The 22,787-nt window shown below is 61.9% G+C and carries 20 protein-coding genes; 15 read left to right on the top strand and 5 right to left on the bottom strand.

Annotated features, from left to right (window positions below):
• Positions 1-4: 4 nt before the first annotated feature.
• From serB to RVY79_RS00540, 7 genes are all read left to right on the top strand, one after another.
• Entirely contained in the window at positions 5-1,228 is a 1,224-nt protein-coding gene (gene serB, locus RVY79_RS00570; protein ID WP_317462100.1) for a phosphoserine phosphatase SerB, read from the top strand.
• Between the two features lie 119 nt (positions 1,229-1,347).
• Entirely contained in the window at positions 1,348-3,060 is a 1,713-nt protein-coding gene (locus RVY79_RS00565; RefSeq protein WP_317462099.1) for an HD domain-containing phosphohydrolase, read from the top strand.
• A 95-nt stretch (positions 3,061-3,155) separates the two neighbouring features.
• A complete protein-coding gene (locus RVY79_RS00560; RefSeq protein ID WP_317462098.1) occupies positions 3,156-4,199 on the top strand; it encodes a M4 family metallopeptidase in 1,044 nt (347 codons plus the stop codon).
• Positions 4,196-4,546 (top strand): protealysin inhibitor emfourin, encoded by a 351-nt coding sequence (locus RVY79_RS00555; RefSeq protein ID WP_317462097.1) that lies wholly within the window; start codon positions 4,196-4,198, stop codon positions 4,544-4,546. Before RVY79_RS00560 ends, RVY79_RS00555 begins: the two co-directional genes overlap by 4 nt.
• A gap of 377 nt (positions 4,547-4,923) precedes the next feature.
• The gene (gene leuA / locus RVY79_RS00550) at positions 4,924-6,639 is read left to right on the top strand and encodes a 2-isopropylmalate synthase (protein ID WP_317462096.1); all 1,716 of its coding nucleotides are present in this window, start codon (positions 4,924-4,926) and stop codon (positions 6,637-6,639) included.
• 7 nt (positions 6,640-6,646) lie between these two features.
• Positions 6,647-7,108: a DUF3465 domain-containing protein gene (locus tag RVY79_RS00545; protein ID WP_317462095.1), complete on the top strand. Its 462-nt coding sequence runs from the start codon at positions 6,647-6,649 to the stop codon at positions 7,106-7,108.
• 47 nt (positions 7,109-7,155) lie between these two features.
• On the top strand, positions 7,156-7,749 hold the full coding sequence (locus tag RVY79_RS00540; RefSeq protein ID WP_317462094.1) for a DUF4202 domain-containing protein: 594 nt from the start codon (positions 7,156-7,158) through the stop codon (positions 7,747-7,749).
• A gap of 35 nt (positions 7,750-7,784) precedes the next feature.
• Here RVY79_RS00540 and epmB read toward each other — a convergent pair whose 3' ends face one another.
• Positions 7,785-8,855 carry an EF-P beta-lysylation protein EpmB gene (gene epmB, locus RVY79_RS00535; RefSeq protein WP_317462093.1) on the bottom strand — a complete coding sequence of 357 codons (1,071 nt, stop codon included), beginning with the start codon at positions 8,853-8,855 and terminating at the stop codon, positions 7,785-7,787.
• A 110-nt stretch (positions 8,856-8,965) separates the two neighbouring features.
• Here epmB and efp point away from each other — a divergent pair, with 110 nt between their 5' ends.
• Both efp and epmA read left to right on the top strand, forming a co-directional pair.
• Positions 8,966-9,532, top strand: a complete 567-nt coding sequence (gene efp / locus RVY79_RS00530) for an elongation factor P (RefSeq protein ID WP_040242404.1) — start codon at positions 8,966-8,968, stop codon at positions 9,530-9,532.
• A gap of 121 nt (positions 9,533-9,653) precedes the next feature.
• On the top strand, positions 9,654-10,628 hold the full coding sequence (epmA, locus tag RVY79_RS00525; protein ID WP_317462092.1) for an EF-P lysine aminoacylase EpmA: 975 nt from the start codon (positions 9,654-9,656) through the stop codon (positions 10,626-10,628).
• A gap of 285 nt (positions 10,629-10,913) precedes the next feature.
• Here epmA and asd read toward each other — a convergent pair whose 3' ends face one another.
• Together asd and RVY79_RS00515 are read right to left on the bottom strand one after the other, a co-directional pair.
• Positions 10,914-11,750: an archaetidylserine decarboxylase gene (gene asd, locus RVY79_RS00520; RefSeq protein WP_317462648.1), complete on the bottom strand. Its 837-nt coding sequence runs from the start codon at positions 11,748-11,750 to the stop codon at positions 10,914-10,916.
• Positions 11,751-11,837: 87 nt separating this feature from the next.
• Entirely contained in the window at positions 11,838-12,668 is an 831-nt protein-coding gene (locus RVY79_RS00515) for a sulfurtransferase (RefSeq protein WP_317462091.1), read from the bottom strand.
• Between the two features lie 179 nt (positions 12,669-12,847).
• Here RVY79_RS00515 and RVY79_RS00510 point away from each other — a divergent pair, with 179 nt between their 5' ends.
• Positions 12,848-14,182, top strand: a complete 1,335-nt coding sequence (locus RVY79_RS00510; RefSeq protein ID WP_317462090.1) for an NCS2 family permease — start codon at positions 12,848-12,850, stop codon at positions 14,180-14,182.
• Positions 14,183-14,249: 67 nt separating this feature from the next.
• Here RVY79_RS00510 and RVY79_RS00505 read toward each other — a convergent pair whose 3' ends face one another.
• Both RVY79_RS00505 and RVY79_RS00500 read right to left on the bottom strand, forming a co-directional pair.
• Complete coding sequence (locus RVY79_RS00505; protein WP_317462089.1) at positions 14,250-14,615, bottom strand: hypothetical protein; 366 nt, start codon at positions 14,613-14,615, stop codon at positions 14,250-14,252.
• Positions 14,616-14,827: 212 nt separating this feature from the next.
• Positions 14,828-16,321 carry a RimK family protein gene (locus tag RVY79_RS00500; protein ID WP_317462088.1) on the bottom strand — a complete coding sequence of 498 codons (1,494 nt, stop codon included), beginning with the start codon at positions 16,319-16,321 and terminating at the stop codon, positions 14,828-14,830.
• 151 nt (positions 16,322-16,472) lie between these two features.
• On the opposite strand from RVY79_RS00500, the gene RVY79_RS00495 reads away from it, so the two are divergent.
• From RVY79_RS00495 to pepN, 5 genes are all read left to right on the top strand, one after another.
• Positions 16,473-17,039: a GNAT family N-acetyltransferase gene (locus RVY79_RS00495; protein ID WP_317462087.1), complete on the top strand. Its 567-nt coding sequence runs from the start codon at positions 16,473-16,475 to the stop codon at positions 17,037-17,039.
• Between the two features lie 2 nt (positions 17,040-17,041).
• Positions 17,042-17,527 (top strand): YajQ family cyclic di-GMP-binding protein, encoded by a 486-nt coding sequence (locus RVY79_RS00490; RefSeq protein WP_317462086.1) that lies wholly within the window; start codon positions 17,042-17,044, stop codon positions 17,525-17,527.
• A gap of 130 nt (positions 17,528-17,657) precedes the next feature.
• Complete coding sequence (locus tag RVY79_RS00485; protein WP_317462085.1) at positions 17,658-19,226, top strand: AMP-binding protein; 1,569 nt, start codon at positions 17,658-17,660, stop codon at positions 19,224-19,226.
• A gap of 216 nt (positions 19,227-19,442) precedes the next feature.
• Positions 19,443-19,922 carry a YbaN family protein gene (locus tag RVY79_RS00480; RefSeq protein ID WP_411161691.1) on the top strand — a complete coding sequence of 160 codons (480 nt, stop codon included), beginning with the start codon at positions 19,443-19,445 and terminating at the stop codon, positions 19,920-19,922.
• Positions 19,923-20,076: 154 nt separating this feature from the next.
• Complete coding sequence (pepN, locus tag RVY79_RS00475) at positions 20,077-22,716, top strand: aminopeptidase N (protein WP_317462084.1); 2,640 nt, start codon at positions 20,077-20,079, stop codon at positions 22,714-22,716.
• Positions 22,717-22,787 lie beyond the last annotated feature (71 nt).

The following is a 22,787-nucleotide window of genomic DNA, read 5'->3' as shown; positions in this document are numbered from 1 at the left end:
CCATATGACACAGCGGTTATTGATTCGCGCCGGTGGTCCCAGCCACCCGAGCCAGTTGGCAGCGCTAGGCGCGGCCTTGATGGAATGCCAGGCGCGGCTTGTGGACATCCACCAGCACAGCGCATTGGGTCACGTCGCCTTCGAGATGCTGGTGAACGCCGAGGTCGGCGCCAATGCCTTCAAATCGCAACTGAACGAGCATCTCGCCGCACAAGGCCTTGTCCAACAGGGACTTGCCGTCGAGGTCGAAGCGGTGGCGGCGGACACACTGAAAGACCTAGAGGCTCAGACCGAGATGCCGCGCCTGATCCTGACCCTGCTGGCTCCTCGGCTGCCTTCGGGGATTCTCGCCGACGTCGGTGAGCTGGCGGCGGCGCATGGGTTGAGCGTCGAGCGTATTGCGCGCTTGTCGGGCGGCGATTCCCTGGATGAACAGTCCCCCCATGGCGCTTGCGTGGAGTTCATCCTGCGCGGGGCAGCGGTCGAGCTGCCCCGCCTGCGCGAACAGGCGCTGGCGCTGGGTACGCGCCAGGGCGTGGATGTCGCCATTCAGGAAGACTCCTTGTGGCGCCGACACCCGAGGCTGATCTGCTTCGACATGGATTCGACCCTGATCCAGGCCGAGGTGATCGATGAGCTGGCGCGCCGGCACGGTGTCTTTGAGGAAGTGGCTGCCGTCACCGAGCGTTCCATGCGCGGCGAGCTGGATTTCAAGCAGAGCTTCCGCGAGCGCATGGCCAAGCTGCAAGGACTCGACGAGTCGGTATTGCGTGAGATTGCCGAGAACCTTCCGCTGATGGATGGCGTCGAACGCTTGATGGCGAATCTCAAGCGCCTGGGTTATCGCACGGCGATCATTTCCGGGGGCTTCACCTATTTTGCGCGTTACCTGCAGGAGCGCTTGGGTTTCGACGAGATTCACGCCAACGAGCTGGTGATCCACGCGGGCAAGATCACCGGCGAGGTGCGCGAGCCGATTATCGACGCCGAGCGCAAGGCCTGGTGGCTGGGTGAAATCGCGCGGCGCGAAGGGTGGGACATGGCGCAGACCATTGCCGTGGGCGATGGCGCCAACGACCTCAAGATGCTGGAAAGCGCGGGGCTGGGCATTGCCTTCCGCGCCAAGCCGCTGGTACGCCAACAGGCGCGGCAGTCGATCAGCACGCTGGGGCTGGACGCCGTGCTCTACCTGTTGGGCTATCATGAGGATGAACTGACCCGTCTGTAGTCGCCATCAGGCGCTATTCAAGTCGTACATGATATAGTCGATAATAGATTACATACCCTTACACGAGCACGCCGCGTGACGGAGGTGCTCGTTTTCGCTTCGTCAGCGCCGAGACCTCAATGTCGCCACCCGATTCCGCACCAACCCAGGATGTCACGCACCCCGGCGAACTTTACGGCTTTCTCGAGACCCTCACCCTCCCTGGGGGCGCGAGTCTGTGCTTCGAAAGTGGCGACGGAACGCCGTGGCCCGTGGTGATCATGGATATCGTCCAGGAGGAGTCACTGTGCCTGGATGTCTCGGCGGTTCGCGAGATCGTCCCTCGGCTGCGGCGCGGCGAGACGTTCCAGCTGATGGGGCAGGTCGAGGGCGCGATGTTGACCACACAGGCGCTCGCGGTAAATGAATGGCGTGAGCAGGGGGAACGCCTGCTGGCCATGTGCGATTATCCGCAGACGGTGTCAGTGGTGCATCGCCGCCAGAGCTTTCGGGCCGCATTGCGCGCGGACATGGAGGTTGGCGTCATGTTACGTGTGGCGGGCGAGGACACGCCGTATGAAGGGCGGCTTTGCAATCTCTCGTTGGGTGGGTGTTTGATCGCGCTACCACTGGCTGCGGCGGCAGCGCTCAAGCCCGAGAAGGTCATCGATAGCATCCGCCTGATGTTTCCCAATCAGCGTCACTTCGAATTACCGGCCAACGTTCGCCACGTGCGTACCGACGAGGCATGGACGCAAGCGCAGGCGGGCTGCGAGTTCACTAGCCTCTCGCCGGCCATGGAGCGTCTGGTGTGGTACTGCGTCAAGGAAATCGAGCGCGAAAGCGCGCGTAGCGCAATGCATGCTGGACGCCCACTGGAACCCTCATCGTTGTTTCAATCGCCGAGTGATAATCGGCGAGATAGGGGGCGCCAGCGACGAACGAAGTCGCAGCCGGGAGGCGCGGTGGCGTCCCGGCTGCAGAAGGTTGCCGATTATCTCAACGCGCAATTGGTGCAGTTGAAGAGCGGTGAGCCGGTGGCCTCGACACAGCTCTCGCGCAGCACCGATACGCTGCTGGCGTTGTGGCAGCAGGACCGTCAGGCACTGCTGTATGCGAGTGCGTGTTTTACCCAGGAGTCGCATCTGGTTCAGCACAGCCTGATGGTGGCCGTGAGGATGCTGGATCTTGCCCAGTCGCGGCGTATGGCACCGGAACGCCTCAAGGCCGTGGTGGCCTGTGCCCTGCTTCACGACCTGGGCAAGGGTATGCTGCCCGATAGCCTTTTGCGTGACGAGACGCTGAGTCCTGAAGAGCAAACGCAGCTCCATGCCCACGTTGGTTTGATACGCGAGCGCCTGGACGACTGCCGTTGGCTGGATGGTGATGTCATCGAGCAGGTGATCGGCATGGCTAACGAGCGCCTCGATGGCAGCGGCTACCCAGCGGGTAAGCGGGGGGACGCATTGCCCGAGCTGGCGCGCATGATGGCAGTGGTGGACGTCGCCGATGTAATGACGCGCCCGCGGCCTGGTCGTGCGGCATGGACGCAGCGCGAGGTCTATCGGCATCTGCTGACACGGAACGAAGGCTTCGATAACACCTGGGTGCAGCGCTATATCCGCCGCTTCGGCATGGCGCCGATCGGATCTCTCGCCCTCTACGCCAATGGCGCGCTGGCCTGGGTTCAGCGTCAAGATGCGCATGGCACGCCCAGCCAGGTGCATGTCGTCCTTAACACTCACAACCCCAAGCGGCGTCTCGATCAGCGTCTCGATGACGACGATATCGACCAACTGGGCACGCTGAAAGAGGCCGTGAATTCCGCGCGCTATCGTATGACGCCGGTATAGACATGGCGGCGGCATCGTCTCGTTGCGCTTGATCTAGCATCTTGAGCCACACTGCCTGGGTATGTTCGATAGTCGATCGAGGAGGCCTTAAGGTCATGCCGGATACCAAGACCTCAGCGCGTGGTTTCATGCCGCCCCATGTACTCGAGCGCATCGCGGTGCAAGGGTCGGTACGCTTACGTCGTTGTGCCCAGCAGACGCTCGAGGCCGATCACTGGTTTCGCCAGCGCGGTGCATCGGCACCGCAGCGGGATGCGGCACGGGCCGTTGCCGGGCGTCCCGACCGTTGGATTCACAGCGCCGAGCATGAGCAGACGCTGCCGGGGCGCCTGGTGCGAGAAGAAGGCCAGCCCGAGAGCGGCGATCCGGCCGTGGACGAAGCCTATGAATGGCTGGGTGCGACCTATCGGTTCTACTGGGAGGTCTTCGAGCGCGATTCCATCGATGACAAGAGCATGCCGTTGATCGGTACCGTGCATTACGCTCGCGACTACGACAATGCCTTCTGGAACGGCTCGCAGATGGTCTTCGGCGACGGTGACGGCGAACTCTTTCGACGCTTCACGGCGGCGCCGGAAGTCGTCGCGCACGAATTGACTCATGGTGTGATCGAGCGCGATGTCGGCCTGATCTATGCCGATCAGGCGGGGGCGCTCAACGAGTCGCTGGCCGATGTATTCGGGGTGCTGGTCAAGCAGTACCACGCCGGCGAGTCACCCCAGGATGCCGATTGGCTGATCGGTGCGGCACTGTTGACCGAGCGGGTGCAAGGCCGGGCGTTACGTTCCATGCAGGCGCCGGGCACGGCGTATGACGATCCCGTGCTGGGGCGTGATCCGCAGCCGGGCCACATGCGCGATTTCGTCGATACCCAAGCCGACAACGGCGGTGTGCATATCAATTCAGGCATTCCCAACCGGGTGTTTTACCTTGCCGCAGTGGCCCTCGAGGCACCTGCCTGGGAAAGCGTGGGGCCGATATGGTACGCCGCGATGCGTGACGCGACATTGAGTCGAGAGGCGGATTTCGCGGCCTTCGCCGTCCTGACGCTCGATCATGCCGAGCGTCTGCATGGGCGCGAGAGTCGCGAGCGTCGCGCGGTGGGTGAGGCCTGGCGCGAGGTAGGCGTCATCTCATGAGCCACACCGAACAGCCGGTGCTGTCGGGCGATACGCGACTGGCAGTCGCACGTGAGGGCGGTTTCGCTTATCTACCGGGATTGGCCGCGCCGCGCGAGATCGATTGCGACCGGCTGACGCCCTTGCAGTGGGCGCATCTCGACGCGGGCTTGCGTGCCCTGGCGACGCTGCCCGAGGCAGCGCGCACGTCGCCCGATGGCCGGTTTTTCCGCCTCACGCTTTCCTCGCGGTGTACCGGGGAGTTGCATTGGCAACGCTGTCTCGACGAGCCGCATGCCCCGGCGTGGCTGGTGCGCCTGTGGCGAGATGGTCACGCGGCGCTCGATGAGGAGGCGCCATCATCGTGAGTGGCGGTTGACAGCCATGCATGCAGCTGTTTAGTTAGCTATATGACGATCTTCGACATGCGACTAACACGCTTAGACCTACGACTTACCATCGGCCTATGAGCCGACGGGATGCCTCGCGCATCGTCACCCTCACGGTCTTACGAAGCCTAGTCCAACGAAGATAATGTCAGCCATGTCGAATACTGCCTCCCGCTCCCCGACCTCCCCGAATACGTTTCGTGCCGTTGTCAAGCGCTCTTCGGTCCGCGAGCCGATGTGTCATGCCATTGCCGACGCCCCGCGGTGCTTATCCGCCGCGGGGCGTCGTCGTGTTTCGGGTTGGGGAAGGGCATTTCGATTCCCGTCATTTGAATATCGTAGAAGGAGATAACGCCATGATGCTCAAGGACCCCTCCACCAAATATCGTCCCTTCGAGGCCGTCGACCTGCCCGATCGCCAGTGGCCGGCGCAGCGGATCACGCACCCGCCCGTGTGGTGCAGCGTGGACATGCGCGACGGCAATCAGGCGCTGATCGATCCCATGGATCTCGAGCGCAAGCGGCGCTTCTTCGACTTGCTGGTCAAGACCGGCTTCAAGCAGATCGAGGTCGGCTTTCCCTCGGCCTCGCAGATCGATTTCGACTATGTGCGTGAGCTGATCGAGGACGACGCGATCCCCGATGACGTCACCATCCAGGTACTGACCCAGGCGCGGCCGCACCTCATCGAGCGCACCTTCGAGGCGCTGGAAGGCGTCAAGCGCGCCATCGTGCACGTCTACAATGCCACCGATCCGGTCTTCCGCCGGGTGGTATTCGGCGTCGACAAGTCGCAATGCATCCAGATCGCCCAGGATGCCACTGCGCAGATCAAGGACATGATGGCGGCCCGCCCGCAAACCGACTGGACTTTCCAGTATTCGCCGGAGCTCTTTACCTCGACCGAGCTGGATTTCGCCGTGGAGATCGTCGAGGCGGTCAGCGAGGTCTATCAGCCGACCCTAGCCAAGCCGATGATCGTCAACCTGCCGGCTACCGTGGAAATCGCCACGCCCAATCATTATGCCGATCAGATCGAGTGGTTCTGCCGTCACGTCGCGCGGCGCGATAGCCTGGTAGTGAGCGTGCATCCGCACAATGATCGTGGCACCGGTGTGGCGGCGGCGGAGCTGGCGATGATGGCTGGCGCCGACCGTGTGGAAGGCACGCTGTTCGGCAACGGCGAGCGCACCGGCAACGTGGATATCGTTACCCTGGCGATGAACATGTACACCCAAGGCGTGCATCCACAGCTCGATTTTTCCAATATCACGCCACTGATGCGTGAGGTCGAACACTGTAACCAGTTGCCGGTGCATCCGCGCCACCCGTATGTCGGTGACCTGGTATTCACGGCCTTTGCCGGCTCGCACCAGGATGCCATCAAGAAAGGCATGGCCGAGCGCCGCGAACATCCCGAGAGCCGCTGGGGCGTGCCGTATCTGCCCATCGACCCGCTCGACGTGGGGCGCTCCTACGAGGCAGTGATCCGCGTCAACAGCCAGTCAGGCAAGGGCGGTGTCTCCTATCTGCTGGAACAGGAGCACGGCATCGAACTGCCGCGTCGCTTGTCCATCGAATTCAGCCAGGTGGTGCAGACGGTGGCCGAGCGCACCGGGCGCGAGATCACGTCAGAAATGATCTATCGCACCTTCGAGGACGAATATCTCACCAGCCGCGAACCCTATGCGCTGATCAATCATCGCTTGAGCTCGGATGACGATAGCCCCCGCGTGCGTCTCGACGCTCAGATCGATGAACAGGGCGAACGTCGCCACGTCACCGGCGAGGGCAATGGCCCCCTGGCGTCTTTCATCAAGGCGTTGGCGGCTCACGGGCTGGATGTCGAGATCATCGACTATCACGAACATTCGCGTGGTCAGGGCGCCGATGCCGAAGCGGTGGCCTATGTCGAGGTGCGTGTCGAGCAGACGCCGATATTCGGGGTCGGCATCGACGAGAGCATCACCAGCGCCTCCATGAAGGCCGTGCTCGGCGCGTTGAACCGCCATTGGCGTACTCAGCAGGCGCCGGCGCCCAACGTCACCGCCGAGACGTTTGGCGAGGCCTGAGGTCGGCATGAGCATGCGCCGCCGTGCGATCATCCTCGGTCTGACGTTCGCGGCGGCGGTACTCGTACTCGCCGGAGCGCTGGCGGTCCTGGCACCATCGGTACCGGCACCGTCAGCCGGCGAAGGGGCGCGTTCGGACGTCGTGACCCTGCGCGAGGCCTACCAGCAGCACCATAGCGGGCTTCAGGTCGAGGCACGCGGCGAGGTGGTACGCGTGCTGCCGGACGACGACGAAGGCAGCCGCCATCAGCGCTTCATTCTGCGCTTGGCGAGCGGCCAGACCCTGCTCATCGCGCACAATATCGACCTGGCACCGCGCCTCGAGGGATTGCAAGCCGGGGACACGGTTAGTTTCTTCGGTGAGTACGAATGGAACCCTGAGGGGGGTGTCGTGCACTGGACACATCGCGATCCCGGCGGCGATCATCCCGCCGGTTGGCTGGAATATCATGGGCAGCGCTATTGGTAGCCTTGTGCCAGCAGACACGCTCAAACACGCATCGTAAGGAGGTCAGCATGCCCGGGAACACGCCCTTTCAGCGCGCTCAGGCGGCGTTGGACGCGGCCCATGCCGAGGATCCCAAACGCGCAATGACAGAAGAGGGCGATGAACAACCCGCCGAGCTGCTCTATGCCCAGCGCATGAGCGACTGGCTGGCGCGGGTCGCCCCGGAAGCCTCGGAGCCGTTGCAGCTCGCGGTGCGCGCCCAGCATTTGAGACGCTGGGAAGTGCCGCGTGACGATTACCCGCGCGATCGCCCCGGCTATCTGGCCTGGCGGCGCGATCTCGGGCGTCGACAAGCGGCGCTGGCGGAGACGGTCGTCCGCGAGGCAGGCTACGACGAGGCGGCGGTGGCGCATGTCGGTGCCTTGATCCGCAAGGAGAACCTCAAGCGTGACGCGGACACCCAGGCGCTGGAAGACACCGCTTGCCTGGTCTTCATGGCGCACTATTTCAGCGATTTCGCCCGTGAGCACGATGATGACAAGCTGGTGCGCATCGTCGCCAAGACCTGGCGCAAGATGTCGCCGCGTGGGCACGAGCTGGCGTCAGCGCTGACGCTGCCCGAGCGGGAACGCGAGATCGTGGCGCGCGCCCTGTCGGCGTGAGATCGGTTGCTTGGCGACAACTGTGAGTGCCACACCTAAGCCAGCGGCGTCTTGCTGGCCTCCCCCGGAATCTCGCGCACCAAGCGCGGCATCAGAAAGCCGGCGAGGTGGGTGCGTAGCGTCTCGACCAGCGATACCGCCTCGGCATCGGATACGTCGAAATGCGCAGCCCCTTCGACGGGGTCGAGCACATGCAGGTAATAAGGCAGGATCCCCACCTCGAAAAGTCGCTCGGATAACCGGGCGAGCGTCTCGACGTCATCGTTGACACCGCGCAGCAGCACGCTCTGATTGAGCAGCGTGACCCCCGCGCCGCGCAATCGCGCCATGGCCTCGGCGACGTGCGTGTCGATCTCGTTGGGGTGGTTGATGTGCACCACCATTACGGTCTGCAGCCGCGTGGCCGCCAGCCAGTCGAGCAGCGCGCCATCGACGCGGTCGGGAATCACCACCGGCAGGCGCGTATGCAGACGCAAGCGCTTGAGATGCGGAATGTCCGCGAGGCGTTCGGCCAACCAGGCCAGGCGCCGGTCCGGCGAGGCCAACGGATCACCGCCGGAGAAAATGGCCTCGTTGATCGTGGTGTCCTGGCGCAGATAGTCGAGCGTGGACGCCCACTGCGCACGTGAGGGGGAATTCTCGGCGTAGGGAAAATGCCGACGAAAGCAGTAGCGACAATTGATGGCGCAGGCCGGGCTGGCGATGAGCAGCACGCGGTTGCGATACTTGTGGATCAACCCCGGGCGTGGGCGGTGCTCGGCTTCCTCGAGTGGGTCGCTGACGAAACCGGCGACGCTGTCGCTTTCCCGCTCGAGGGGCAGTACCTGGCGTAGCAGGGGGTCGTCGGCATCGCCGTGGCGAATGCGCGATAGATAGGCGTGCGGCACGCGTACTGGAAACAGGGCGTGCCCCTCCTCGGCGCCCGGCAGCCAGGCGGGATCGAGCCCCAGGTGTCGACACAGCGCGTGGGGATCGCGTACCGCATCGCGCAACTGGGCTTGCCAGTCCTGCGAGTGCTGACGCGGGGTCAACGTGGCGCCTTCGGAGGCGTCTTCGCCGGGCGCGGCATTCTCGCTCTGCAAAGCGATGGATGTTCGGGTTATCATGGGCGGCTATTTCCTATGGGCCTCGTGATGGCGGTGGTGTCATCCCATGACGAGGCGCATCGAGCAATCTGCGTAGCGCACGCTACGACGCATGCAACTAGCGAGGCATCATGGCGACGTATTCTACCAATGAATTCAAGGGCGGTCTGAAAGTCATGCTTGACGGGGATCCGTGCAGCATCCTCGAGAACGAGTTCGTCAAGCCGGGCAAGGGCCAGGCATTCAGCCGCGTCAAACTGCGTAACTTGATCACCGGGCGTGTCTGGGACCGGACCTTCAAGTCCGGCGAGTCGCTGGAAGGTGCCGATGTGCTGGAATTGGACATGGAGTACCTCTACAGCGACGGCGACATGTGGCACTTCATGCGCACCGACGGCTCCTTCGAGCAGTATGCGGTAGACAAGAAGGCCATCGGTGATGTCGAAAAGTGGCTCAAGGAGCAGGTCGTCTACACCGTGACATTGTGGAACGACAACGCGATTGCCGTCTCGCCGCCCAACTTCATCGAGCTGGAAGTGGTCGAGACCGACCCCGGCCTCAAGGGCGATACCGCACAAGGCGGCTCCAAGCCGGCCACGCTGTCGTCCGGCGCGGTGGTACGCGTGCCGTTGTTCATCAACGAAGGCGAAGTGCTCAAGGTCGACACCCGTAACGGCGAATACGTCTCGCGGGCTTAAACTGGGCTACGAGCTACGAGCTACGAGCTACGAGCTACGAGCTACGAGCTACGAGCGCCGCTTGCTTAGTTGGCAAGCGGCGCTCATTGTTTTTGCGTCTTGTGGTTAAAGGAGTACCTCCGTGTCTATCGACTGGCAGCCCTCGGCGAGTATCGCGACGCTGCGCGAGCGGGCGCGGCTACTCTCGCGAGTGCGGGCGTTCTTCGCCGAGCGCGATGTACTGGAGGTGGAAACCCCGGTGCTTGGCCATGGCGGCAGCAGCGACCCGCACCTGGCGAGCTTGTCGCTGGAGGCCTCAACGCCGGGTGGGCGCGAACGGTTGTGGTTGCAGACCTCGCCGGAATTCCACATGAAGCGGTTGTTGGCGGCGGGTAGCGGGCCGATCTTCCAGTTGGCGCGCAGCTTCCGCGACGGCGAGGTGGGGCGTCGTCACAATCTCGAGTTCACCATGCTCGAATGGTATCGTCCGGGCTTTTCGCTTTCCGCGCTGATCGACGAGACCCAGGCGTTGATTCGCCACGTGCTGGGGCGCGACCCAGGGCCGTGTCGGCAGCGCCGCTATCGTGAGCTGTTTCGCACCCAGTTGGGGCTCGATCCCTTCACTGCATCGCTGACCACGTTACGCCAGACCACCGAACATGAGACCGGCATGGCCTTGGACGATGCCGAGCGCGATGCGTGTCTGGACGCGCTGATGGCGTTTGTTATCGAGCCGCATCTCGGCCGAGAAGGGCTGGAGGTCGTCGTCGATTATCCGGCCAGTCAGGCGGCGCTGGCGCGGCGTCATCTCGATCCCGAGGATGGCGCCGTCGTCGCCGCGCGCTTCGAGGTCTACTGGCAAGGGGTGGAACTGGCCAATGGTTACGACGAACTCACCGATGCCGAGGAGCAGGCCGCGCGCTTTGTCGAGGACAATCGAGAACGCCAGCGGCTAGGGCACAGTGAGGTGGATGTCGATGTCCGCCTGCTGGCGGCGCTCGAGGCCGGCATGCCATCCGGTAGCGGCGTGGCGCTGGGGCTCGACAGGTTGATACAGCTCGCGCTGGGCAAGGCGAGCGTGGCGGAGGTGATGGCGTTTGCTACGCCACGCTGTTAGGAAACACTGCATAAATGTCTGCACAGACGAATCGCCGCGTTACGCGGTGCTCGAAGGCTCGCCTAACCCCATGTTATGTCTCGCCTTCTGTGCTCCGGGCGCCTTGCGCTTCATTCTGCTCGACGATTTATTCAGCGCTTCCTTAGAGCCGTGCTATTGCAGAACACAGCTTTGACGGAACAAGTCGCCGCGAGGGCGCTGTAAACCATCCCTGGGCGCTACTTTTTGCCATCCCTGGCAAAAAGACCCTCGCTTCGCCTTGCCCCGCCAGTCATGGGGACTCTCTTAGGAAGCGAGCGATTGCCCCATGCTGACCATCAGGCCGTCGGTGCAGACATCGCGAAATGCGACGTCGTGGCCGAAGCACATCACCACGGTGGAACCGAGCTTGAAGCGGCCCATCTCCTGACCCTTCTCGATCACGATGGGCTCGTCGAAGCGTGTCGTCTGCACGCGGCCGCTGAGCGGTGTGATCTGGCCGGCCCACACCGTCTCGATGGCGGCGACGATCATCGCGCCCACCAATACCATCGCCAACGGGCCGTGTTCGGTGTCGAACAGGCACACCAGGCGCTCGTTGCGGGCGAAGAGCCCTGGCACGTGGTTGGCAGTGGCCTGATTGACCGAGAACAGCCGCCCCGGCACATAGATCATTTCGCGCAGGGTGCCTGTCACCGGCATGTGCACGCGATGATAGTCACGCGGCGATAGATAGACCGTGGCGAAGTGGCCGTCCCGAAAGGGCGCGGCGCGATGCGTATCGCCTCCCAACAGGGCGGTCAGCGAATAGGTATGCCCCTTGGCCTGGACGAGAGTGCCGTTATCGATGGCACCGAATTGCGACAGCGTGCCATCGGCGGGGGAGACGATGCCCTCGCCGATGGGCCGCGCCTCGGGGGTGAGCGCGCGGGTGAAGAAGTCGTTGAAGCAGGCGTAGGCCTCGGGATCGCTGTCGACGGCCTGGCTCATGTCGACATCGAAGGTACGAATGAAACGCTGAATGAGCAGGTCCTTGAGCCACGGCGTACGGCTCTCGGCAAGCTTGCCCACCCCACGTGAAATCAGGTGATGGGGCAGGGGGTCTTGAATTCTGGCGAAGAGTTCGTCGCGATCCACGGGCATATCCACGGCAAGGTCGAAAGGCATGCCACGATAGGGGCGTGGCGTCATGGGCGCAATAGCTCCCGGTATGCACGGGGCGCGCGGTGCTTACTTCTCTATCGGTGTATCGTCGCGGTTGCCCCATTCCTGCCATGAGCCGGGGTAGGCGCGCATCTTCTCGAAGCCCAGGGCTTTGCCCACCAGCCAAGTGAAGCCACTGCGATGATGGGTCTGACAATGGGTGACGATTTCCATGTCTGGCGTCAGGCCTTTCGCCTCGAGCTCGGCGATGAGTTCGGCGTAATCGCGCAGGCGCAGGTGGCGTTCGGGGTCCATGGCATCTGTCCACTCGAAATTGACGGCGCCGGGAATATGTCCCATATGGGTGTTCTTGCCTTTTTCTCCGCGATATTCGTCCGGCGAGCGAGCATCCCAGACCGCGAGCTCCCGTTCACCCAGGCGGTCAATGAGTTCTTCACGGCGGATCTGAGCCTGGGGTTGGTGGATCGTCGCCTGGTAATCACTGGGCGTGGGCGTGCTTGGTTCGCGCTCGAAGCGCTGCCCGTCGCCGCGCCAGGCATGAATGCCGCCGTTGAGATAGGAATACCGGGTGTGGCCGATGAGCTCCAGCGTCCATAGCAGGCGCCCGGCCCAGCCGCCGCCTTCGTCGTCATAGGCCACCACGTGAGTGTCGCGGGTCAGGCCAAGTTCGGAAAACAGCGCGGAAAGCGCTTCTTCGTTGGGGACGTCGTTGGGTACCGGGCCATCGCCCGCGAGCAGGCGACGATGGTCGAGAAACACCGCGCCAGGCACATGGCCGTCGGTGTAGCTGTCGGCCTTGAGCGGTACATCGACGATCAATAGTTCAGGGACGCCGAGATGCTCGGCGAGCTGCTCGGGCTCGACGATCAGCGGCAGCAGGTTGTCTTCGGAACTCATGGTCTTCTCCCGCGTGGACGTGGTGCACGTGAATGCTTGTCAGATCATGGCACAGGCCAGAGGCTTTTTGCAGCCATGGCGTGGCAAGCACTGATCAGGCCAGGGGATGAGCATGTCGACCAGCATTGGCTATACTGCGCGACGTTTCATTCCAACCCAACCTGTGTGGAGAACGCGACGTGTTCGAACGACTTTTCGGCATCCGGGCCCAGGGGAGCACCCCGCGCACCGAGATCTTGGCGGGGATCGCAACCTTCCTGGCCTCGATGTACATCATCGTCGTCAATCCGACGGTGCTGAGCGATGCTGGTGTGCCCTTTTCCAGTGCCTTGACCGCCACCGTGCTGGTCAGTTTCTTCGGCAGTGTGATGATGGGATTTTACGCCAAGAATCCGATCCTGGTGGCGCCTGGCATGGGCATCAACGCGCTGTTCGCCTACACCATGGTATTGGGGGCGGGCATGGAATGGCAGACCGCGCTGGGCTGCGTGTTCTGGGCTGGAGTCATCTTTGCGCTGCTGGCGGCGTTCAATGCGCGCCAGTTGGTGATCGATGCGATACCGGCGCAATTGCGTTACGCCATTGCCTGCGGTATCGGGCTGTTCATCACCACCATCGGCCTGGTCAACGCGCAGTTCATCGTGCCCAACCCGGTCACAGTGGTGGGCATGGCCTCGCTCGACCCGGTGCTGGTGACCTTTCTCATCGGCTTCGCGGTCACTGCTTGGCTGGTGGTGCGCAATGTGCCCGGCGCGCTGATTCTGGGGATCGTCTTCACCACGTTGGCCAGCGTGCCGATCGGCCGCCTGTGGGGCGACGGCAGCCGTTACTTTCCCGAGGACATGGCGTCGTCGACGCTGGTCAATTTCAACGGGATCTTCGCCATGCCGGATCTCAGTGGTTTGATGGCACTCGATTTGTGGGGCTCATTATCGGTGGCCTATTGGCCGTTCATCTTCGTGCTGCTGTTCACGACTTTTTTCGATGCGCTTTCCACCTTTATGGGGGTATCCGAGGCGGGTAACCTGAAGGATGCCGATGGCAATCCGCGCAACATTCGGCGCTCGATGATCGTCGATGCCAGCGCCGCGCTGATCTCCGGGCCGCTGGGAACCAGCCCGGCCAATGCCTATGTAGAATCCGCTGCGGGGATCAGTCAGGGCGGCCGTACTGGGCTCGTCGCGGTGGTCGTGGCGGTGTTGTTCCTGCCGTTTCTGTTCCTCTCGCCGCTGCTGTCGTTGGTGCCGGCGATTGCCACGGCGCCGGCCCTGATTCTGGTCGGCGTGTTCATGATGGACCCCATTCGCAAGATCCATTGGCACCAGTTCGACGATGCCATCCCGGCCTTCGTCGCCATGGTGCTGATTCCCTTTACCTATTCGATCACGCACGGGATCGCCTTCGGCTTTCTCACGTTCGTGATCGTCAAGCTGGCGGCGGGTAAGACTCAGGAAATCAAGCCCACCATGTGGGTGCTGTTCGCGCTATCGCTGTTGTTGCTTTTTGAAGGTTGATGTTTGAAGAGCCAACGAAAAAGGCGACCCGATGGGTCGCCTTTTTCTTACGGTTCAAGCTAAATGTTTAAACGTCTAACCAGCCATCGTCGCCGGCGTCATCCCATTCGCCATCGTCCCAGTGGCCATCTTCGTTGGCATCATATGTCGTGTAGATGCCGTCATAGAATTCACCTGAGTCGAGGTAACCATCGGAGTTGGCATCCCAGGTATCATAATCCCAGTCATAACCGAGTTCATTGAACTCGTCTTCATCGATCAGACCATCGCCGTTCAGATCCCAATCGGAAAATTTCCCTTGATCGGAAACCGCGCCATAGAATTCGTCTTTGCTGACCTTGCCGTTACCATCAGCGTCTTGGCTGCTGAATGATGCGAATGCACCGGTAGAGGCAAGTGCCAGTGCGATGCCGAAAATCATTTCCTTGCGCATAAAGAACTCCTTTGTTCCATGTCTCTAGGACATTAAAGCGTTGCGACTGTTATGTCGCTTCTTTCCTAAAGCGACACCCTCATTTGTAGAATTCTTGGAACGCACTGTCAAACTATAGGCCCGAAACTCGATGAGTAAATCTGCTGTCGTAGCCTCGATTTATTAGCCTCTATATTAGGAATAATGATGTTTTTAATCCAGGTTATATAAGTTCAATGCTTCATGGCGGCCGCGTGGTGTTCCATTCGTGCCAGGAAGACATCCATGACGCGTGTGTACAATCGTGAACCAAGATAAGCGTCCTCGACACCGGCATCCAGATTGGGGTTGTCGTTGACCTCGATGACCACGACCCGCTCGCCGATTTGCTTTAGATCGACCCCGTAGAGGCCATCGCCGATCAGGCGCGTGGCCTTCAATGCGGCCTTGAGAATCGACTTGGGTACGTCCGATGGTGGGTGCGTGGTGAAGCTGCCGCTACGCACCTTCGGGCGTGAGTGATCGTAGATCTGCCAGTGCCCGCGTGCCATGTAGTAGCGGCTGGCAAACAGGACCTCGCCATCCAGAATGCCGATGCGCCAGTCGAAATCGGTGGGCAGCCATTCCTGCAGCAACAGCAGCGCGGAGGAGGCGAATAGGCGCGAGGCCTGTTCCTTGAGCTCGTCGAGCGAGGTGATCTTGACCACGCCTTTCGAGAACGCGCCGTCGGGCACCTTGAGCACCATCGGGAAGTCGAGGCTGGTGACCTTGTCCGACAGCTGGACCAGGTCGTCGCGACTCAGGAGTACGCCACGCGGCGCGGGGACGCCACGTGCACCGAGCAGTGCATGCAGGTAGATCTTGTTGGTACAGCGCAGGATCGACTGAGGGTCGTCGATAACCACCAGGCCTTCGTGCTCGGCACGCTTGGCCATGCGGTAGGTGTGATGGTCGAGCCGCGTGGTTTCGCGAATGAACAAGGCATCGAACTCGGCCAGACGGCCTTCGTCCTTGCGGGTAATGAGGCTGACATCGATGCCGCGTCGCCGACCGGCGCGAATGAATTGCTTGAGTGCGCTCTTGTTGCTGGGCGGCATGGCCTCCTGGGGGTCAATGAGGATCGCCAGGTCGAAACGGTAGCGACGTCGCGCCTTGGGCGTGCGCCATACCTTGCGCGAATGACGGTTCAAGGCCGCCGCGAAACGGTCCTGGTCGCTTTCCTGCAAGGCATTGAGGGCCAGGGGCTTCAAGCGCATCAGGCGCCATGTTCCATGACGTTTTTGGAACTTGGCTTCCAGCAAGGGGCACGGCAGACGCTCGAAGAGGCGCCGGGCCAGGCGCCCCAGGCCGTCGTGGTCGGATTCGCCGAACAGCACCGTCAGGCTTAGCTCATCGCCGCTCAGCGCGCCGCGTTTTTCGAGATCGCGCATCATGGGTTCCAGCGATTCGAGCTGAAGGTCGATCAGTGCCTTGCGTGAAAGCTGGTTGAGTGTTTCGACAGAGGGCAGGACACGCTGACCGCGCGCCTGGGCGAGCAACGAGACGTAGTACCCCGTTTCCAGGTAGTCGAGCCGTCGGCAGAGGTTGATGACATTCGTGGCATCGCGTGTCTTGTCGGGCGCGGCCGACTCCAGGGCCAGAAAATCGGCGGCGCTGATGACGTCATCGCTGGGATAGTAGGGCAGCCAGTCGTCGAGGCGGTCGACGACGATACGCAGGCGGGACATAGACCTTCCTTGTGAAGAAAAACCTCAATCGACCTTGAAGCAAGCGTGTCGAGAATGTGCTGTGGACTGCGTCTCGACAATAGCCTCGCCTTGAAATAATTTCTATACACGATTCGCGCCATCCTGTTCGCGCCATTCTGGAGACATTTGCATGTCCTGCTCCCTGCGCGCCGCCACCGTCACCGACCTCGATGCACTCTGCCATCTTGAGGAAATATGTTTCGATGGCGACCGCTTCACACGCCGTCAACTGGCCTATCTATTGGCGCGGGCCAACGCGTATACGCTCGTCGCGTATGCCACGCCGGGCGACGAAGTGGTCGGCTATGCCACGCTGCTATTCCGGCGCAATAGTCGCTTGACGCGTCTTTATTCGTTCTGCGTGGCCCCGCAAGCCCGCGGCGGTGGAGTAGGACGTGCCCTGATCGAAGCGCTGGAGCGTGAGGCCAGGCGGCGTGACATGACGCGCCTGCAACTGGAAGTGCGTGCCGATAATCGCGTTGCGTTGGGGCTTTATCGGCGCATGGGATTTTCCGTGCTGCGCTGGCTCGAAGGCTATTACGTCGATGGCTGCGCGGCCTGGAAGATGGACAAAGCGTTGCCTTCGGCGGGGCAGGCCCAGGTACCACAGGACAAGCTGGGCGAAGGGGAAAGCCGGGACGATGAGTGTCGTGAGCATGCTAGAATCGCGCCCGATCTTAGCCCAGCGAGGAAGTGAACATGCCATCTTTCGATATCGTTTCCGAGTTCGACAAGCACGAGGCCAGCAACGCCGTCGATCAAGCCAATCGCGAGATCCAGACCCGTTTCGATTTTCGGGGCGTGACCGCGAGCTTCGCCTTGGAGGGCGAGACGGTGATCCTCGAAGCCGAGGTGGATTTTCAGCTCAAGCAGATGCTCGATGTGCTGCGCAACAAGCTCATTGCCCGTGGCATCGATGCTCGCTGCATGGACATCAAGGATCCCGTCACCAGCGGCGTGCGTGCCCACCAGGACGTAGTGCTAAAGCAGGGGCTGGAACAGCCGGAGTGCAAGGACATCGTCAAGCGTCTGAAGGAGGCCAAGCTCAAGGTGCAGGCACAGATCCAGGGCGACAAGGTGCGTGTCACCGGCAAGAAGCGCGACGAACTGCAGCAGGCAATCGCCTTGTTGAAGAGCGATGCCGGCCCTGAGCTGGCCCTGCAGTACACGAATTTTCGCGATTGAAGAGGATTCGTCCCGCTACCTTGATACGCATCATCCTTGTGGTCGGCTAGCGTTGCCACCCATGTCTGTGCGCTCGATCCTGTCGCTAAAACAACCGCGACAACACAATAAGACGAGCGACAGGAGAACGATGATGTTTGATCTGGGACGCGGCTTTCTTGCCACGGTCGAGCGGCGCCCGCACGCCGTTGCCATCAGCGATGGCGAGATGCACAAGACCTACGCACAGTGGTATGCGGACATCCAGAGCGTGGCGCGCCACCTCCGGCGGCTGGGGCTCGTCAAGGGTGACCGCCTGCTGGGGGCCATGCACAACCGCTGGCAGATGGCCACCTTGTACTGGGCTTGCCAATTCGCAGGCATCATCGTCACGCCGGTGAACTGGCGTTCGACGACCTTGGATATTCGCTACTACCTGAAGAACTCGGGCGCCGGGGCCATCGCCTATGACGATGCGACCGCCGAGGCGGTGCAGGGGTGCGCCGAGGCGCATCAAATACCGCGGATCGTGGTCGGCGATGTAACGCCCCTGGGGGCGATTGCCTTCGATTCGTTGCTCGGATCGACCGGCGAAACACTGCTGATGGCGACGCCCGACGATTACTCGATGATGCTTTACACCTCGGGGACCACCGGCAGACCCAAGGGTGTACCGCGCCGGCATCGTGTCGAGCGGGCCGCGACGGCCGCGTACGTAGCCCAGAATCTGTATCGTCACGATGAGACCATGCTGGGCGTGATGCCGCTTTATCATGCGACGGGCGTGCGCGCGTTGCAGGCGATGGCGATGGTGGACGGGCGTTTCGTGTGCATTCCCAAGTTCGAGCCAGAGGCGACGCTCGAAGCCATCGAGCGTGAGCGAGTCACCAGCCTTAACCTGGTACCAACGCTCTATCATATGCTGCTCGAAGCGCCGGGATTCGCCCCGCATCGGGTAGCCAGCATCGACAAGATAGGCTTTGCAGGCGCGCCCATGAGCGCGGGCTTGATCGCGCGCGTCGAGGCGGCCTTCCAGCCGAGTCTGTTCGTCAATCAGTATGGTTGTTCGGAACTCTACGCATTGACCGTCGACCAGCATGCCAACCATAAGCCTGGTTCATCGGGACGCGCGGCGCTCAATCAGCGATTGCGGGTAGTCAAGGTGGGCGCCACGTCACCGGAGATGTGCGTGCCGTCAGGCGCGGAAGGCGAAGTCATCGCCGACATGAACGGAGACGAGGCCTTCGAGGGTTACTGGCAGTGTCCCGAGGCCGATAGCAAAGCCGTCAGGGACGGCTGGTACTTCACCGGGGACACCGGGTATTTCGATGACGAGGGAGATTTGTTCGTCACCGGGCGCGTCGATGATCTGATCAACTCTGGTGGCGAAAACATCAGTCCGCTGGAAATCGAGAACGTGCTGTCGTTGCATCCGCAGGTCGAGGAAGTGGCGGTAGTGGGACTGCCAGACGACAAGTGGGGCCAGGTGGTGACGGCGTTCATCAAGGCGCGTAGCGCCATCGATGAGCGGGAGCTCGGGCGTCATTGCCTGGACGCCGGGCTGACGCGTTTCAAATGCCCACGCGGCTACCGTTTCATCGAGGAGTTGCCCAAGTCGCCGGTGGGCAAGGTCTTGCGTCGCATGCTGCGTGTCCCGTCGACTGCGACGCCTAGTGTGCAGGGAGCGCCGACCCGGGAGGCCAACGCCACCATGGGATAATGCCGAGTGCAAGATGAGGGTCGCGGGACACATGACCGGGCGCTGCTGAGACCGCGTCTTGGTCTTGGCCCCTTGCTTTGCGCTAGAATGAATTCACGTGTCCAGTTCTTGGCGATAATCGCCTCGATAGTAAGGGACGATTTCTCCTGGATACGCTATTCGGGCTTCAATGAAAGAGGTAGCGTCGGGCTTCGCTACGCCTGCCAGCGATCTCGCGTGAAGTCCGGCGTTTCCCTCTATCACGGCAAGGTGGCGCAGCGCATGTACGATATACGCAAGCTATTGTTCATCTGCTTGGCTGGCGTCAGCTTCTCTCTGGGCGTGATCGGATTGTTCCTGCCGGTCATGCCCACGACGTGTTTCATGCTGGTGGCGGTCTGGGCGGCTTCGAAAAGCTCACCGCGTTTCGCCAACTGGATTCGTCGTCATCCGCGCTTTGGCCCTTCCATTCTCGCCTGGGAGCGAGAACGCGCCATTCCCCGCCACGCCAAGTGGATGGCGTGCGTCATGCTGGCTGTCTCGATGGGCGTGATCGCTTTCACGGTCGATTCCCTCGCGCTGCGTGTGGCGTTGATCATTGGTCTGACGGGCATTGCGGTGTGGATTTTGACCCGCCCGACGCCGTCGTTGGGACGCTGCCCGGTGTTGTCCTCCTTCGAGGAGTCCTCTTCCAGCCAGCGCCAGGAGTCTCGCTGAGCGCGTGATAGAAGTGTGATGAGCGCAGCGTTGCCCGCACTTTTGAGCCGACTCCACCGGACACCGTACAATGCTTGGCATGTGCCTCGCGTTTTGTGTGCGAGGCGGTGTCTTGGGGGCGAGTGTATGCCCCGATCTCAAGGAGCGTCGATCGATGTCCGAACCGCAAGCGACTCATCTCAAGGATTACTTGCCGCCCGCCTATCGGGTGACGCATACCGAGCTTACATTCGACCTGGCCCCCTCGGCGACGACCGTCACGGCGCGCCTGCATGTCGAGCGCCACCCTGCGCGTGAGGCGGGGCTCCCGCTGCGTTTCGCCGGCGACAAGCTGTCGCTGGTGCGCATCGCCGTGGATGGACAGGAGTTGGAAGCCGATGAGTACGAAGTCGATGACGAGGGCCTGACCATCGCTAGCGTGCCGGAACGCTTCCTGCTGGACACCGAGGTGTCGATCGACCCCGCCGCCAACACCGCCCTCGAAGGGCTTTATGTTTCCAGCGGCATGTTCTGCACTCAGTGCGAGCCAGAAGGCTTTCGCCGCATCACCTTCTATCCCGACCGCCCGGATGTGATGGCGACCTTCTCCACCACGGTGGTAGGCGACAAGACCGAGGCACCGGTGCTGCTCTCCAACGGCAACCCAGTGGAAAGCGGCGAGCTTCCGGGTGGCCGGCATTTCGTCACCTGGGAAGACCCGCACCCCAAGCCGAGTTATCTGTTTGCGCTGGTGGCCGGGAAATTGGAAAAGGTCGAAGACCGCTTCACGACCATGAGCGGACGTGATGTCACGCTGCAGCTTTGGGTCGAGCCGGAGAATCTCGACAAGACCGCGCATGCCATGGCCTCGCTCAAGCGCGCCATGCGCTGGGATGAAGAGACCTACGGCCGTGAATACGATCTTGACCGCTTCATGGTCGTCGCCGTCAACGACTTCAACATGGGCGCCATGGAGAACAAGGGGCTCAACATCTTCAACTCGGCGGCGGTGCTGACGCATCCGCAAACCGCCACCGATGCGGCCTTCCAACGGGTGGAAGGGATCGTCGCCCACGAGTACTTCCATAACTGGTCGGGCAACCGCGTGACCTGCCGCGATTGGTTCCAGCTCTCGTTGAAGGAAGGCTTCACCGTCTTCCGCGATCAGAGCTTTTCCGCCGACGTCAATTCAGCACCGGTCAAGCGCATCGAGGACGTCTCGTTCTTCCGTACGGCGCAGTTCGCCGAAGATGCCGGCCCGACGGCACACCCCGTTCGGCCCGATCATTACATCGAAATTTCCAATTTCTACACCCTGACGATTTACGAGAAGGGTGCCGAGATCGTACGCATGCTGCGTCATCTCCTGGGGTGGGAGTCGTTCCGCCAGGGCTCGGATCTGTACTTCGCGCGTTTCGACGGTCAGGCGGTAACCATCGAGGATTTCGTCGACTGCATGGCGGAAGTTTCCGGGCTCGATCTGAGCCAGTTCATGCGCTGGTATTCCCAGGCGGGTACGCCGGAGATCGACGCCCATGGCGAATACGACTACGCCAAGTGCGAGTATCATCTGCGGCTCTCCCAGCGCACGCCACCCACTCCCGGCCAGGCGGAAAAACAGCCGCTGCACATTCCGGTGCGCATGGGGCTGGTGGGCACCAAGTCGGGGAACGACATGGCGTTGACGCTGGACGGTGAGTCGCTGGGCCACGAGACAGTGCTACACCTGCGCGACACAGAACAGACCTATGTCTTTACCGGGATTGAAGAAGCGCCGACGCCGTCGCTGCTGCGCGGTTTCTCGGCACCGGTCTATCTGCGCTATCCGTATTCGCGCGAAGAGCTATCGTTCCTGCTGACCCATGATGCGGACGATTTCAACCGTTGGGATGCGGGACAGCGGTTGACCATGCTGGCCCTCGACGACCTGATCGCGGCGCATCGCAATGGGGTTGAAAAGGTCATGGATAGCCGCGTCATCGACGCGTATCGGCGCCTTTTGACCACCGAGACCGACGACAAGGCGGTGCTTGCCGAGATGCTGACGCTTCCCTCCGAGGCCTACATCGCCGAGCAGCAGCCGATGGTCGACGTGGATGCCATCCATGCAGCGCGTGTCTTCGTCAAGCAGTCGCTTGCCACGGCTTTGCGCGATGAGTTCCTGGCCATTCATGAAGCCCATCGGAGCGACGAGCCCTACGCGCCGGAGCCGGATCAGATCGCGCGGCGTCGGGTGAAGAATGTGGCGCTCGAATACCTGATGAGCATCGAGGACGACGAGGGTGTGGCACTGGCCGAGGCACAGGTCGTTGCCGAGGACAACATGACCGATGTGCGCGCCGCCTTGACGCTGCTGGTACACAGCTCGCGCAGCGACATCGCCGAGCCGGCGCTCAAGGCATTCGGCGAGAAGTGGGCGCATGATCCGCTGGTGATGAATCAGTGGTTCACCATCCAGGTCACGCGTCCGCAGGAGGATGTGCTGGAACGCGTCAAATACCTGATGGCGCATCCGCTGTTCTCGCTCAAGAACCCCAACAAGGTGCGCGCGCTGATCGGTGCTTTCGCGGCGCAGAACCGCGTCAACTTCCATCGCCTCGACGGCGAAGGCTATCGCTTGCTGGCCGATGTGGTGATCGAACTCAACAGCCTCAATCCCGAGATCGCTGCGCGTATCATCACCCCGCTGACGCGCTGGCAGCGTTTTGACGAGCAACGTCAGGCGTTGATGAAGGCTGAGCTCGAGCGCATTCGTGCCGAGGAACTCTCACCCAACGTCTTTGAAATGGTCGAGCGGGCGCTGGCCGAGGCCTGATAGTCGACGTTGCAAGAAAGTAACGCAAAACGCCGCTGCCTTGGCAGCGGCGTTTTGCGTGGGTGGGTGTC

Source organism: Chromohalobacter sp. HP20-39, from assembly GCF_033052815.1.
Taxonomy (GTDB): domain Bacteria; phylum Pseudomonadota; class Gammaproteobacteria; order Pseudomonadales; family Halomonadaceae; genus Chromohalobacter.
The sequence above is the reverse complement of the archived record's forward strand: the minus strand, read 5'-3'. Positions and strand labels throughout refer to the sequence as shown.